Origin of the sequence: Cyanobium sp. Candia 9D4, from assembly GCF_024346155.1 — a bacterium.
Classification (GTDB): Bacteria; Cyanobacteriota; Cyanobacteriia; order PCC-6307; family Cyanobiaceae; genus Cyanobium; species Cyanobium minutissimum.
Window position 1 is genome coordinate 12,578 of sequence record NZ_JAGQCK010000014.1, and the last position, 14,357, is coordinate 26,934.

Below are 14,357 nucleotides of genomic sequence, written 5' to 3' on the forward strand. Positions count from 1 at the left end.
CAGCCCCCTGGTGGAACCGGCCCTCAGGGTGCTGCGGGAGGTGCCGTGGATGGGGCGGTGGGGTCGCTGACGTTGGCGCAGAGATCGAGGACGATCTGCTGACCCAGTGACCGCCCCAGCGGCACCGACCAGGGCTCCCAGGCGCCGTTCACCAGCCAGGCCTGGCGGAGGCTGCTGCAGTGCACTGCCACCGCCGTCGCCTGGGCCCGGGTCGGACCCACGTCCGCCTGGGTGGGTTGCACCAGGGTGACCCGCACCCCGCCGGGATGGAGCTTCCAGCCGCCCCAGTCGACGAGGGTGTTGCCGTAGAAGCGCCAGCGCACCGCCTCACCCTGTTTAGGGGGCACCGGTGCGGGGGGCGCGCTGGGCGCCGGAGGCGTCACGGCTGGCGGCGTGGTCGGTGCCTGGGCCGGAGAGGCGGTGGCCGGCGGCGACGGCGTGGCCGGGGATGTCGGTTTCGCGGGGGGCGCCGGTTTGGCGGCGGCAGCGGGCTTGGCGGTGGAGGAAGGCTTCGCGGTGGACGGGGGCTTCGCGGTTGTCTTGGCCGCGGCAGAGGGCTTGGCGGCGGATGCCGGAGGGAGCTTCAGCCAGGCACCCACCTTGAGTTGGTCGGGCTTGAGCCCGGGGTTGGCCTTTTGCAGATCCGCCACAGTGGTCCGATGGCGGGTTGCGAGGAGCGCCAGGGTGTCTCCGGCGCGCACCTGCACGAGCCCCTTCGATGGCGGCAGTTTCAGCTGCTGACCGATCTGCAGCTCCTCCGGCTTGGTGATCCTGTTCAGCCGCATCAACTCCTGCACGCTCACCCCATAACGGGCGGCAATGGCCTCCAGCGTGTCGCCCTGGACGACCTTCACACTGCGGGCGGGAGGGGTCCCCTGGCTGAAGGCCACCGGGCTGAAGCCGAGCCCGCTGAAGGAGAGAAAAAGGGCGGCAAGAACAGCCCCGGTCGCCGATGCCTGTCGACCCATGATTCCCTCACTTCCTGCAGAAGAAAGCTACCAGAAGCGGCCACCATCACAGAATCAGCACATTCCAGACCCTGCCGATCATGGCCCCGACCGTTGAAAGCAACGTCGCAACATTTCATCAGACAGGGATAGAAACGCCCGACGACGTCCCGCTGATCGACGGCACCTCAGCCGCAGGCGTTCAGGGCGCCGCGGCAGCCATCAGGAAGGGGGGCGCCGACGACGGCGACGGGTGGTCGGTGGCGGCGCTCCCCGGCGGCCGCCTTTGCCGGCCCGCGGCGCCATCGGCCAGGGTGACCAGGGCCAGGGCACCATCGATCAGCACCAGCACGGCCCAGACCAGCAGCAGCAGCAGCTCCGCCAAGGCTGTCCGCTCCGGGACCGTGGGGGCTGTCACAGACACGGCAGGCTCCGGGGGCAGCGTGACCGCCAGCTCAGGCTCCCTGTGCTCCGGCAACCCCCTCTGAGGCTCCACGACCTCCGACTTCAGGGGCTCAAGCCTGGCGATCTCCGTGACGACGACCGCGTTCACCGGGGGCAGCGGGTCGGGGTCGGCCATCGCGGCGGCTGCGGACACAGCCGGCCCAATCGGCAAGGCCACGATCTCCAGATCTGGACAAGCCTGAAACAGGAGGGCCGTGGGCGGCTCGTCGGGCACCGGCCAGGGCAGGCGCGAGGGGTGCCGCCCCCGAGTTTTGGCGTGCTGCTCCCGTAGCCGTTCGGCAAGCGTGGGCAGCATGGAAGGGTTCCTCAATCTCCTGTAACGATCCTCACGGCCTCGCCGGGCCACCGCAATGGAGCCGGCGGAGCGCTCCACGTTTCGTTACATCGAGCCGCTGGGCTGGTCGCCGGCGGGGGCCAGGTCGGCCTCCTCAGGGTCGGATTCGCCGAACCAGCGGGCCTCCAGCGCCTTCACCACCACATAGAAGGGGGGCACCACCCCCAGCGACAGCACGGTGGCCACCAGCAGACCGCCGAAGATCACCGTGCCCAGGGACTGCTGGCTGTTGGCCCCCGCCGTGGTGGCCACCACCAGGGGCAGGAAGCCGGCCAGGGCCGCGATGGCCGTCATCAGGATCGGCCGCAGCCTGGACTCCGCCGAAGCGATGGCGGCCTCGGCGGCGGTCATGCCCTCCTTCATGTGCTGCTCGGCCACCTCAACGATGAGGATGCCGTTCTTGGCCGCCAGCCCGATCAGGGTCACCAGGCCCACCTGGGCATAGATGTTGAGGTCGATCGAGCGCAGCGCCAGGAACACCAGGGCGCCGAGCATGGCCAGGGGCACGGTCATCAGGATGATCACCGGCGTCACGTAGCTCTCGTACTGGGCCGAGAGCACCAGGTAGACCACCAGGATCCCGAGGCCGAACACCAGCACACTGGCGTTGCCCGCCGACAGCTGCAGGGCGGCCAGACCGGTGAAGGCATAGCCGATGTTGTTGAAGTCCTGGGCACGGAACAGATCCTGGATCAGCGTCAGGGCCTGCCCGGAACTCTTGCCGACCGCCTCGGCCCCCTGGATCAGGATCGTGCGGTAGAGGTTGAAGTGGCTGATCACCGGCGGTGCGCTGGTGAGCTCCGCCGTGGCGAACTCCGACACCTGGACCAGCTTGTCGTCCCTGCTGCGCACGTAGAAACTGAGGACATCCTCCAGGGATTTGCGGTTGGCGGCCGCCGCCTGCACGTAGATGTTCCTGACCTGGCCGCTCACATAGGTGAGGCCCGAATAGTTGCTGCCCGCCAGCACGGCGATCGTCTGCATCGCCTGCTGGAAGTCGATGTTGAGGGCCCCCACGATCGAGCGGTCGATCTTCAGCCCGAAGGCCGGCGCACTGGGGATGAACTGGGTGTAGAGGGTGGAGAAGCCGCCGCTGGCGGTGCCGGCCTGGATCAGCTGCTTGGCCTGGTCATCGAGCTGGTTGAAGGTGAACGCCCCGTTGCTGAGGTCGTTGAACTGGAAGTAGAAGCCCCCCTGGGCCGAGAACCCCGGAATCGCCGGAGGCTGGGCCGCCACCGCCATGCCGGAGCTGATCTGGCTGAGCTTGGCGTTGAGCCGGCTGACGATCGCCGGCGCCTTCTGGTCGGCCCGGCTGCGCTCCTCAAGCGGTTTGAAGCCGAAGAAGAACACCCCCTGGTCGGGACTGGCGCCGTTGAAGCCATAGCCGCTCACCACCGAACCGGCAATGATCTCCTCTTCGGCATTCAGCACCTTGGCCACCTCCAGGGCGGTGCCCTGGGTCTGGCTGAGGGAGGCGCCGTTCTGGAGCTGGAAGATGCCCATGCCGTAGCCCTGGTCCTCCTCGGGGATGAAGGCGGAGGGGAGGGCGGTGAAGGCGAACAGGGTGAGGGCGATGCCGGCGCCCAGTCCCACCAGGATCCAGCGGCGCCGGGCGATCAGGGCCCCCACCAGAGCGGCATAGCCGCGCTCCAGGCGCGTGAAGAAAGCGTTGAAGCGGTTGAAGATCCAGACCAGATTGGCGCCGGCCAGCACACCCCCGACCACGCCGATCCCATAGGTGATGCTGCCGAAGGAGGCGGCACTGAAGCGACCGAAGGCCAGGCCCACCACCACCCCACCGATGATGCCCACCACCCGTCCGGGGGGCGCTGATTTCTGGCTCCGCAGCAGCAGGGCCGAGAGCATGGGGGAGAAGGTGAGGGCGTTGAAGGCGGAGATCGCGATCGAGAAGGCGATGGTGAGGGCGAACTGGCGATAGATGATGCCGATGCCGCCGGGATAGAAGGCCACCGGCACGAACACCGCCATCAGCACCAGGGCGGTGGCCACCAGGGCGCCGAACAGCTCCCCCATGCACGCCATGGCGGCCTGGCGGGGGCGCATCCCCTTCTCCAGGTTCTTCTCCACCGCCTCGATCACCACGATGGCGTCATCCACCACCAGGCCGGTGGCCAGCACCAGGCCCAGCAGGGTGAGCTGGTTGATCGAGAAACCGAAGATCTTCACGAAGGCGAAGGTGCCGATCAGGGAGATCGGAATCGCCAGACTAGGCACCACCGTGGCCCGCCAATCCTGCAGGAACAGGAACAGGATCAGCAGCACCAGCACGATGGCCAGGCCGAGGGCATCCACCACCCCCTCCACGGCCGACTCGATGAACTGGCCGATGTTGTAGATCTCGAACACCTTGACGCCCGGGGGGACGCCCTGGGTGAACTGGTTCATCACCTGCACCACCTGGTTCGAGACATCGAGGGCGTTGCTCTCGGGGGTCTGGAAGACGGCGACCGTGATCGAGGGGTGGCCTTCGATGCTTACCGCCTGCTGGGCGAAGGTGTTGGTGCCGTAGGTGGCTTCGCCCACATCCTTGAGCCGCAGCAGGTTGCCGGTGGAGGTGCGGCCGACGATCAGGTTGTTGAGCTCTTCGACGGACACCAGGTTGCCGTTGTTCTCCACCAGGATCGGGTAGGCGAACTTCTGGTTACCCGCCGCCGGCGGACCGCCCACCAGGCCACCGATGGCGACGCTGTTCTGGCTGGCCACCGCATTGACCACCTGGTCGGCGGTGAGGTTGTTGGCGGAGAGTTTGTTGGCATCGACGAACAGCCAGAAGGCCGGATTGCTGCCACCCAGCAGGTTGACGGTGGCCACCCCGGGCACCCGCTCCAACTGGAAGTACAGATTCTGATAAATCAAGCCGTTGAGATAGGAGGCATCGAACTGGCCTTCCGTTGAGGTGACCTGATAGGCCAGCAGGATCGACGGGGTGCTCTGCATCACCGAAACCCCGGTGGCCTGCACCTGCTGCGGCAGCTGGGGCATCGCCAGGGAAACGCGGTTCTGCACGTTCACCTGGTCGATGTTGATATCGGTGCCTTCGTTGAAAAAGACCTGAATCGTGCTCGTCCCCGACATATTGCTGGTGGAGGAAATATAATTCGCGCCTGGAACGCCGTTGATCTGCTGCTCGATCGGGTTGGTCACCGCCTGCTCGGTGACAAGGGAATTGGCCCCTCCATAATTGGAGGTCACCTGGATCAGGGGTGGAGCGATATTGGGGAGGTTCTCGATCGACAGCGTGGGGATGGCGATCAGGCCCACCAGCACGATCAGGATGCTGCAGACGGTGGTCAGAACCGGCCGCTTGATGAAGTTATCGGAGAACGACATCGGAGTTCAGCTCGCCGCCGGGGCTGCGGCCGGGGCCGGGGCCCGCCGCACCGGCATGCCGGAGCGCAGCAGGGCCGTGTTGCTCACCACCACCTCATCGCCTTTGGTCAGTCCGGAGAGCACCGGGTAGGCGTTGTTCTGCAGCTTGCCCAGCTTCACCGCCGTCTGGACCACCACCGGCGTGGTGCCCGGAAGCTTCTCCAGCTTCTGCTTCTGGGCGGGCAGCAGCTGATCCGAGGCCTTGATCTGGGGCAGGACCGTGGAGAGGGGCAGCACCCGGTACACGAAGGGCTGCTGGGCCTGCATCATCACCGCCTCCACCGGCACCGCCAGCTGGTCGCTGCTGCCGGTGATGATGCGGTTGCGCACGTACTGGCCGGTCTTCAGCACCCCCGTGAGATTGGGGAACTCCGCCTTCACCAGCACCGTGTTGGGCTGGCCCGAAGACTGGGTGGCATTGGCGAAGTAGGGGGAGACGAACACCACCCGGCCCACGCCCCGCACCGGCGGATTGCCCTGGCTCTCCACCTCCACCGGCTGGCCGATCTTCACCTGGCTGGACTGGGTGGCCGGCACATCCATCAGGGTCCAGAGGGAGGCGTTGTTGACGATGCCCGTGATCGCCTGGCCCTGGCGCACGTAATCCCCCAGCTTGACCGAGTCGAGGTTGCCGATCTGGCCGTCGATGGGGGCGGTGACGAACTTGTACCCGAGGGTGGCGGCGCTGGAGCGGGCCTGGTCGCGGCTCTGGATCGCCTGGGTGATGTAGAAATCCCGGTCCTTGGTCGAGACGGCCCCCTGCTCGTTGAGGAAGACGTAGCGCTCGGCGTTGACACGATCCTTGATCGCCTCAGCCCGGTCGGAATCGAGGGTGGCCGATTCCTGCACGTTGTCGAGCACCAGGATCGGCTGGCCCGCCTTCACCTGCTGGCCCTCCCTGGCCAGGATCCGCACCACCCGGCCATCGGACTGGGGCCGCATCACCACGTTGGAGGTGGACTCAATGGTGCTGATGGTCTCGATGCCCGGCGTGAAGCGGAACTCCCCCACCGTCACCGTCTGGACCACCAGGGGCGGCCTGGCCTCAGGGGCGGCGGAACCGCAGGCGGCCAGCAGCCACGTCAGGGGAAGGAGAGAGGGAAGAGCCTGCCAGCGCACCGGACCGGGTTCATACCTCCGCAAGGTACCGGAAAAGGCCCGTCCGCCCCACTGGTCCGGAGCGCCATGCGGACCCTCAGGGGCGTGGGCCGGGCTTGCCGCCCCGGCCGTGGTGCCGGTGGTAGTCCGGATCCGGGTTGGATTCCTGCAGCTGGCGCACCGCCTCCACCGCCATGCCGGCCACCACACCGAAGCCGCCGAGCACCACGGTGCTCCAGAACAGGGCCTGGGGCGTGACCCGCAGGGGGGTGTGGGCGACGATGGACCGCAGGAACAGGGCGATGGCCAGACCCACCAGACCGGTGAGCATGCCGGCGCAGAGCACCCGGCGGCCGCTCAGCGGTGGGCAGGGGGCCGGCATCAGGACCCCAGGCCGGGGGTGGCTTCGGCCTCGACGGGCGGGGATCCGGCGGTGAGCTGCTTCATGACGACGTAGAACACGGGCACCACGAACAGGGACAGCACCGTGGCCACGGCCAGGCCCCCGAAGACCACCGTACCCAGGGACGCCTGGCTGCGGGCACCGGCGCCGCTGGCGAAAACGAGGGGCAGGAAGCCGAACAGGGAGGAGATGGCGGTCATCAGGATCGGCCGGAAGCGGGACTGGGCCGACGCCCGCGCCGCCTCGAGCGCGGAGGCGCCCTCCTGCATGCGCTGGTTGGCGAGATCGACAATGAGGATGCCGTTCTTGGCCGCCAGGCCGATCAGCATCACCAGACCCACCTGGGCGTAGATGTTGAGCACCTCACCCCGCAGGGCCAGAAAGGCCAGGGCGCCGAGCATGGCCGTCGGCACGGTCATCAGGATGATCAGGGGGTCGCTGTAGCTCTCGTACTGGGCCGAGAGCACCAGGTACACCGTGAGGATGCCGAGGGCGAAGATCACGATCGCCAGCGCGCCGGCCTTCACCTCCTCCCGCGAGATGCCGGTCCAGTCGTAGCCGACACCGGTGGTGGAGAGGTTGTCGAAGATGTCCTGGATGTCCTTGATCGCCTGGCCGGAGCTGCGGCCCGGCAGGGCAGAGCCCTCCACCTTGATCGAGCGGAACAGGTTGAAGCGGGGAATCACCGACGGTCCTGTGGTCGGTTCGATCGTGATGAACTCCGACAGGGGAATCTGGTCGCCGCTGGCATTGGGCACATAGAGCGACTTCAGCTGCTCCGGATCGGCGCGGTAACGTTCATCGGCCTGCACGAAGATGCGGCGCACCCGGCCGGCATCGAAGGTGTCATTGACATAGAAGGAGCCGATGTTGAAGCTGAAGGTCTGCATCGCCGTGCCGTAGTCGACCCCGAGGGCCGCCATCCGGTCACGGTCGACGAGGATCTGGAGCTGGGGGGCCTCGGGGGAGAACTGGGTGAACACCCGATCGAACAGGCCGCTCTGGTTGGCCTGGCTGACCAGCTGGGTGGCCGCGGCGAAGAAATCGGCCGAGGACAGCGCACCACCACTGCGGTTGAGCATCTGCATCTCGAAGCCCGCTCCGGTGCCGTAGCCGGGGATGGCGGGGGGTTCGACCACGATGATCCGGGCCTCCTGGATCACCGAGAGCTTGCGGTTCAGCCGCTGGGTGATGGCCGCCACCGACTGCTCATCGTTGGTTCGATCGTTCCAGTTGCGGGTGCCGAAGAAGAACAGGCCCCGGTTGGGGGCGTTGCCATCGAGGCTGGCACCGCTGAACACCGCCGCCGTGGTGATGTCCTTCTCGCTGCGCAGGATCTCGGCCACCCGCTGGTTGATGCGGCGCGTCGTTTCCAGGGAGGCGCCGTCGGGGGCCTGGACGATGCCGATGGCATAGCCCTGGTCTTCCACCGGAACGAAACCTGTCGGGATCGAGGTGAAGGCGAAACCGGTGAGCACGATGCCACCGGCCAGCAGAACCATGATCAGTCGGCGCTTGCCCAGCACCCAGGCCAACCCGGCGTGGTACCGCCGTTCGACGCCGCCATAGAGGACGTTGAAGCGGCGGAAGATGAACGGGGCGCCCCAGCCGAGCAGCCCGCCGATCAGCGTGTAGATCAGCACCTCCAGCGGGCTGTTCAGTTTCCCGAGCATCACGGCGGCGACGGCACCGCCGATGGCGAAGGGCAGCCGCAGCGGCAGGCCGGTGAGCAGGTGCAGGCCGTAGCCGATCGCCGCGGCCAGGGCCAGCACGCCGAGGGCCACCAGGATGCCGCCGCCGCTGGCCAGCAGTCCGTACACGAAGCCGATGAAGACACCGGAGATCGCATAGGTCCGCCGACTGGGGGGCTCGCCCTCCCGGGCCAGCAGCAGGGCCGAGAGCATCGGCGAAAAGGTGAGGGCGTTGAAGGTGGAGATCAGGATCGAGAAGATGATCGTCGCGGCGAACTGCTTGTAGATCGTGCCGGTGGCCCCGGGGAAGAACAGCACCGGCACGAACACTGCGAACAGCACCAGGGAGGTGGCGATCACCGCCCCGAACAGCTCGTCCATGGTGGACTTGGCGCTCTCCAGGGCAGTGAGACCGGAGCCCTTCTTGGTGGAGGTGTCCTCGATCACGGTGATGGCGTCATCCACCACCAGACCCGTGGCCAGCACCAGGCCGAACAGGGTGAGCTGGTTGAGGGTGAAACCGAAGGCCTTCACGAACAGGAAGGTGCCCACCAGGGCGACCGGAATGGCGATGGCCGGCACCAGGGTGGCCTTCCAGTTCTGCAGGAACAGGAACAGGATCAGCACCACCAGCACCACCGCCTCCCGCAGGGCGGTGGTGACCTCGTCAATCGAGGCTTCGACGAATTCGGTGTTGTCGTAGATCTTCTGGATCGTCATGCCGACCGGCATGGTGCCTGCGAACTCCTTGATCACCTCCTCCACACCACTGGAGACATCGAGGGCATTGCTGCCCGTGAGCTGGTAGACGGCCATGCCCACGGAGGGAACACCGCGCAGGTCCGTGGCCTCGATGTCGAAGGATTCGCCCCCGAGCGTCACCCGGCCCACATCCCGCAGCCGCACCAGGCCGCCGTCGGCCGTGGAGCGCAGGATCATCGAGCCGAACTCCTCGGTGTTGCGCAGCCGCCCCTGCAGCTGCACGGTGAGGGTGAACTGCTGGCCCTCGGGGGAGGGGGCACCGCCGATGCGACCCACCGGCACCAGCCGATTCTGGCTGCGCAGGGCGGCGACCACATCGGCGGCGGTGAGCTTGTTGGCCGCCAGGCGATTCGGATCCAGCCAGAGTCGGAAGGCCAGCTGCCGGTTGCCGAAATAGGTGAGTTCACCGACACCGGGCACACGGCGGACCGCATCGGTGAGGTTCTGATCCAGCAGGCCGCTGATCGTTTCCAGGCTGAACTGGTTGTTCGGATCCTCGCTGGTGAAGTTGTAGACGAGCAGGATCGAGTTGGAGGCCTTGTTCACCGTGATGCCGGACTGGCGCACCTCCTCCGGCAGGCTCGGCTGGGCCAGGGACACCCGGTTCTGGACGTTCACCTGGTTGATGTCACCGTCGCTGCCGCTGGCGAAGGTGACGGAGATGGAGCTGGAGCCATCGGCCGCACTGGTGGAGGTGATGAACTCCATGTCCTGCACCCCGTTGATCTGCTGCTCGAGCACGCTGGTGACGCCCTGCTCGACGCTGACCGCATCGGCACCCACGTAGCGGGAGGTGACCCGCACCGTGGGCGGGGCGATGTCCGGCAGGCTCTCGATCGGCAGCAGGGGGATCGCGATCAGGCCGGCGATCACGATCAGCAGGCTGCACACCGTGGTGAGCACCGGCCTGAGGATGAACGTGTTCGAAGGGGACATCAGGCGGGGCTCAGTTCACCTTGACGGGCGCGCCGTTGCGGAGATTGATCAGGTTGGTGGTGATCACCCGGGTGCCGGGCTGGAGGCCCTTGAGCACCGGATAGCGGTTGTTCTGCAGGGGGCCCAGCTGCACGGGGGTCTGCAGGGCGAAGCTGGTGCCGGCGGGGAGCTTGCGGGCCACCGCCAGGTCGGCGCGGCCGGGGCGCCGCTCCAGATCGGCCAGGCTGCCCACCTCGTAGACGAAGCTCTGGCCGGAGATCTGGGTGACGGCCGCAAAGGGAACCGACAGCTCCTGGCGGCTGTCGAGCACCAGCCGGGTGCGGGTGCGCAATCCGGTGCGCAGCACCCCGCCGGGATTGGCGAATTCAGCCTTGGCCAGCAGGGACTGGGTGCCGGCCACCACGCCCGGATCGAGGGAACCCACCACCCCCTGGGCCATCGGCTTGTTGGTGGCCGGATCCATGAGGATCACCGCCTGTCCCACCCGCAGGCGGCTGGAGAACACCGCCGGCACATCCACCCGGGCCATCAGCCGGTCGTTGCGGATGATCGTGGTGAAGGGGTCACCGGCGGCGATCACATCCCCCAGCTTCACCTGCACGTCGCCGACGGTGCCGGCGATGGGCGCCTTGAGGTCGCGGAACGCCAGATCGGCCCGCCGAGCCACCAGGTCCTGCCGGGAGGAGAGGTACCGCTGGCGGAACTCATCCCGCTGGAAGGCGCTGGCGGCCCCCTGCCGCACCAGATATTCGTAGCGCTCGTAGTTGAGCTTGTTGGTCTGGACCTCCGCCTCCAGACGGGCCACATCGGCGCGGGCCTGGGCCTGGTCGAGCACCAGCAGGATCTGGCCGGCGGCCACCTTGTCGCCCTGGCCCACGAGCAGCCGCTCGATCCGTCCGCCGGCCTGGGCCGCCAGGCGCACCTCCTCGATGGCCTCGAGGGTGCTGACCGTGTCGACGTTGTCGGTGAAGGGGGCCAGGGTGGCCGGCTCGGCGCGCACCGCGAGTGGCGGCCGTCCGGGGGGGGCCTCCGCCTGACAGGCCCCCAGCAGGGTGGCGCCAAGCAGGGCGGCGGCGGCCGCCGGAAGGGTGGTGCCGGAGCGTCGCAGGCGTCCAGTGGGTGCCCCGGGAAGAGGCGGCCTGCTCGGATGGCCGATCACGGGTTCAGCGACGGACAAGGCTTCCGCCAGACCGTACCGCTCCGGAGGCTCTCCCGGCGAGATGATGGGGCGGTGAGTGATCTGTTCTGGCATCAGGGCGAGCAGGCCAGGCGCAGGATCGCCCCGCTGGCGGATCGATTGCGGCCGCGCAGCCTCGACGACTTCGTGGGCCAGGCGGCGATCCTGGGCCCGGGGCGGCTCTTGCGTCGCGCCATCGCCGCCGATCGCGTCGGCAACCTGATCCTGCACGGCCCCCCCGGCACCGGCAAGACGACGCTGGCGCGGATCATCGCCGGCAGCACCCGGGCCCACTTCAGCAGCCTCAACGCCGTGCTGGCCGGCGTGAAGGACCTGCGCGCCGAGGTGGACGCCGCCAGGCAGCGGCTGGAGCACCACGGCCTGCGCACAATCCTGTTCATCGATGAGGTGCACCGCTTCAACAGCGCCCAGCAGGACGCCCTGCTGCCCTGGGTGGAGAACGGCACCGTCACCCTGATCGGCGCCACCACCGAAAACCCCTACTTCGAAGTCAACAAGGCCCTGGTCAGCCGCTCCCGCCTGTTCCGCCTCCAGCCCCTGGAGCCGGAGGACCTGCGCCTGCTGCTGGAGCGGGCCCTGGCCGATCCCGAGCACGGCTACGGCCAGCGCCGCGTCGCACTGGCCGAGGAGGCGGCCGCCCATCTGCTGGACGTGGCGGGGGGCGATGCCCGCAGCCTGCTCAACGCCCTCGAACTGGCGGTGGAGACCACCGAAGCCGACGCCGACGGGGTGATCCGCATCGACCTGGCCATCACCGAGGAATCGATCCAGCAGCGGGCGGTGCTCTACGACAAGCAGGGCGATGCCCACTTCGACACCATCAGCGCCTTCATCAAGTCGATCCGGGGCTCCGACCCCGATGCGGCCCTGTTCTGGCTGGCGCGGATGGTGGAGGCCGGCGAGAACCCGCGTTTCATCCTGCGGCGCCTGCTGATCTCCGCCGGCGAGGACATCGGCCTGGCCGATCCCCAGGCCATGGTGGTGGTGGAGGCCTGCGCCGCGGCCTTCGACCGGGTGGGGTTGCCGGAGGGGCTCTACCCCCTGGCCCACGCCACCCTCTACCTGGCCGGCACCGAGAAGAGCAACAGCAGCCTCGGCTTCTTCGATGCCGTCAAGGCGGTGCGCGAGGCCCGGCGCCAGCAGGTGCCCGCCCATCTGCGCGACGCCAACCGGGACGGCCAGGCCTTCGGTGACGGGGTGGGCTACCGCTATCCCCACGCCTATGCCGACCACTGGGTGGCCCAGCAGTACCTGCCCCGGGCCCTGCAGGGGGAGGTGTTCTGGCAGCCGGGGGCCCTGGGCTGGGAAGGGGGGCTGCGCCAACGGCTGCAGCAGCGGCGGGCCGCCCAGCTGGCCGCCGCGGCCGAAACGGCCGCCGACGACCGCGGCGACCTGCTCAGCAGCAGCCCGGACGACCCCCTGCTCAACCGCTGGCTGCAGCGCCAGGCGGGGGCGGAGGGCGAACGGCTCGACCGGCTGCGCCGCCGGTTCTGGGAAGACGCCGCCATCGGCCGCCTCGACCGGGTGCTGGTGCTGGAGGCCCACTCCCTGCTCTGGGCCCTTGATCCGCTCGAAGCGACCAGCGAGGGTGAGGTGGTGCTGGCCACGCCATCGGCGGCGGTGCACGATCGCCTCCAGGCCCAGCTGCAGCTGCTGGATCAGCTGCGGCGCCCCCGCCTGCTGGCCGCGGCGCCGGAGACGCCCGAGCCGCTGCAGGCCCAGCTGGAGCCATGGCCCCGGGGGGAGGGGCGCTTCGAATGGATCGCGGCCCGCCAGCCCTGGCGGAGCTGCACGGCCGAGCAGCGGCGGGCCTGGCTGGAGCTGCTCACGGCCCTGGCGGCCCCCGGCGCCGGGCTCCGCCTGCTGTTCACCCGTCCCCTGCTGGGGCCGGCGGGCAGCCTGCGCGCCCATCTCGGCGGCAGCGATGCCGGCGACGCCCGGGACGCCCTCGAGACCGCAGCCTCCCGGGAACAGGAGTGGCGGGCGGGGGAGGGGGAGCTGGCCGAGAGGGTGCAGGAGGGCCTTGAAGCCATGGGATGGAGCGTGCAGCGCCGCTTCTGGGAGGAGGCGCTCGACCTTCCCCTGGGAGACGCCGTGCTGGAGCGCTGGTTCGGCCGCCAGGCCAGCTACCGCGGGCATCTGGCCGCCGTGCTGCCGGCCGCTGGCCTGCGGCGCCTGGAAGCCCTGTTCCGGCAGCGGCGCGGGGCCGCCCTGCCCCAGCCCCTGGGGCACACCCTGCTGGTGGCCCGACGCGGCCCGGAACCATGAACACGGGGCCGTGAAGAGGGCGCCATGAAAAAAGCCCCGGCACAAGGCCGGGGCATCCGTTGGGATGGGGGAGAACGTCTCCCCCGGTGGCTCACCAGAGCCCGCGGACGGGCTCCTGCATCATCGGAGCGGGAGCAGCGGGGGTCTCGCGGACCATGGCGACGGGATCGGCCATCTGGTTGGCCTGGATGCAGGCGGGCAGGAAGACGTACCAGGAGAGCAGCGAGGTGCACTGGGCGGTACCGGGTGCGCAACGACCTTCGGCACAGATGTTCTGCGCACCGGTGTAGGTGTTGCAGAAATCAGCCAGACGGAAGTCGGTGGGGAGGGCCTTCATGATGCCGGCCGAGGAGATCGAGCCGTCCTTGGCATCGGAGATGATCGCCGACCGCAGAGCCTGAACCGCATAGGTGTTCATGCTGTAGTACGGGAAGTAGCTGTTGGTGGCGTTCTTCAGGAACTTCACGCCCGCATCGGAGTACAGGAAGCGGGACACCCCCACCAGATTGACGGCGTAGGTCTTGGTCATGCCCGACTTGACTTCGTCGGACGTCCAGCCGGAGCGGGCCAGACCACCTTCCAGACCGCGGTCGGTGATGTCGCCGGAGTCAAGGAAGGTGTCAAAGGCGGACTGGTGGGTGGACCACACGGCACCACCGGTGTTCCAGCGGACAGGCAGATCGTTGTCCACGGCCGCGGAGGCGGGAAGCACGGAGGCCGTGACGGCCGTTCCCACAAAGAGACCGGCGAGAATTCTCTTGAACACGGGAGGCGATGTTGACTTCGCTATCAACCTAAGCATTGGAGGTGATTCTGCCTACATCTCGTGTGCAGTTTCTTTGCCTCTCCACACAGAACGGAAAGC

The 14,357-nt window shown here is 68.2% G+C and carries 9 protein-coding genes; 1 reads left to right on the forward strand and 8 read right to left on the reverse strand.

Going from position 1 to position 14,357, the window contains the following annotated elements; translation table 11 throughout:
• Nucleotides 1-23: 23 nt before the first annotated feature.
• From KBZ08_RS15670 to KBZ08_RS15700, 7 genes are all read right to left on the reverse strand, one after another.
• Nucleotides 24-968, reverse strand: coding sequence for a LysM peptidoglycan-binding domain-containing protein (locus KBZ08_RS15670; protein WP_254974136.1), 945 nt, complete (start codon nt 966-968; stop codon nt 24-26).
• A gap of 181 nt (nt 969-1,149) precedes the next feature.
• Nucleotides 1,150-1,707 carry a hypothetical protein gene (locus tag KBZ08_RS15675; protein ID WP_254974138.1) on the reverse strand — a complete coding sequence of 186 codons (558 nt, stop codon included), beginning with the start codon at nt 1,705-1,707 and terminating at the stop codon, nt 1,150-1,152.
• 84 nt (nt 1,708-1,791) lie between these two features.
• The gene (locus KBZ08_RS15680) at nt 1,792-5,097 is read right to left on the reverse strand and encodes an efflux RND transporter permease subunit (RefSeq protein ID WP_254974140.1); all 3,306 of its coding nucleotides are present in this window, start codon (nt 5,095-5,097) and stop codon (nt 1,792-1,794) included.
• A gap of 6 nt (nt 5,098-5,103) precedes the next feature.
• Nucleotides 5,104-6,279, reverse strand: coding sequence for an efflux RND transporter periplasmic adaptor subunit (locus tag KBZ08_RS15685; protein ID WP_254974142.1), 1,176 nt, complete (start codon nt 6,277-6,279; stop codon nt 5,104-5,106).
• Between the two features lie 52 nt (nt 6,280-6,331).
• A complete protein-coding gene (locus tag KBZ08_RS15690; RefSeq protein WP_254974143.1) occupies nt 6,332-6,616 on the reverse strand; it encodes a hypothetical protein in 285 nt (94 codons plus the stop codon).
• Nucleotides 6,616-10,026 carry an efflux RND transporter permease subunit gene (locus tag KBZ08_RS15695; protein WP_254974145.1) on the reverse strand — a complete coding sequence of 1,137 codons (3,411 nt, stop codon included), beginning with the start codon at nt 10,024-10,026 and terminating at the stop codon, nt 6,616-6,618. Before KBZ08_RS15695 ends, KBZ08_RS15690 begins: the two co-directional genes overlap by 1 nt.
• A 10-nt stretch (nt 10,027-10,036) precedes the next feature.
• A complete protein-coding gene (locus KBZ08_RS15700; RefSeq protein ID WP_254974146.1) occupies nt 10,037-11,203 on the reverse strand; it encodes an efflux RND transporter periplasmic adaptor subunit in 1,167 nt (388 codons plus the stop codon).
• Between the two features lie 54 nt (nt 11,204-11,257).
• Here KBZ08_RS15700 and KBZ08_RS15705 point away from each other — a divergent pair, with 54 nt between their 5' ends.
• Nucleotides 11,258-13,492, forward strand: a complete 2,235-nt coding sequence (locus tag KBZ08_RS15705; RefSeq protein WP_254974147.1) for an AAA family ATPase — start codon at nt 11,258-11,260, stop codon at nt 13,490-13,492.
• 91 nt (nt 13,493-13,583) lie between these two features.
• On the opposite strand, the gene KBZ08_RS15710 is transcribed toward KBZ08_RS15705, so the two are convergent.
• A complete protein-coding gene (locus KBZ08_RS15710; protein ID WP_106222967.1) occupies nt 13,584-14,294 on the reverse strand; it encodes an alpha/beta hydrolase in 711 nt (236 codons plus the stop codon).
• Between the last annotated feature and the right edge of the window lie 63 nt (nt 14,295-14,357).

Coding starts and splice junctions, on each gene's coding strand:
- KBZ08_RS15670 (WP_254974136.1), bottom strand. CDS start 968: ATGGGTCGACAGGCATCGGCGACCGGGGCTGTTCTTGCCGCCCTTTTT.
- KBZ08_RS15675 (WP_254974138.1), bottom strand. CDS start 1,707: ATGCTGCCCACGCTTGCCGAACGGCTACGGGAGCAGCACGCCAAAACT.
- KBZ08_RS15680 (WP_254974140.1), bottom strand. CDS start 5,097: ATGTCGTTCTCCGATAACTTCATCAAGCGGCCGGTTCTGACCACCGTC.
- KBZ08_RS15690 (WP_254974143.1), bottom strand. CDS start 6,616: ATGCCGGCCCCCTGCCCACCGCTGAGCGGCCGCCGGGTGCTCTGCGCC.
- KBZ08_RS15695 (WP_254974145.1), bottom strand. CDS start 10,026: ATGTCCCCTTCGAACACGTTCATCCTCAGGCCGGTGCTCACCACGGTG.
- KBZ08_RS15710 (WP_106222967.1), bottom strand. CDS start 14,294: ATGCTTAGGTTGATAGCGAAGTCAACATCGCCTCCCGTGTTCAAGAGA.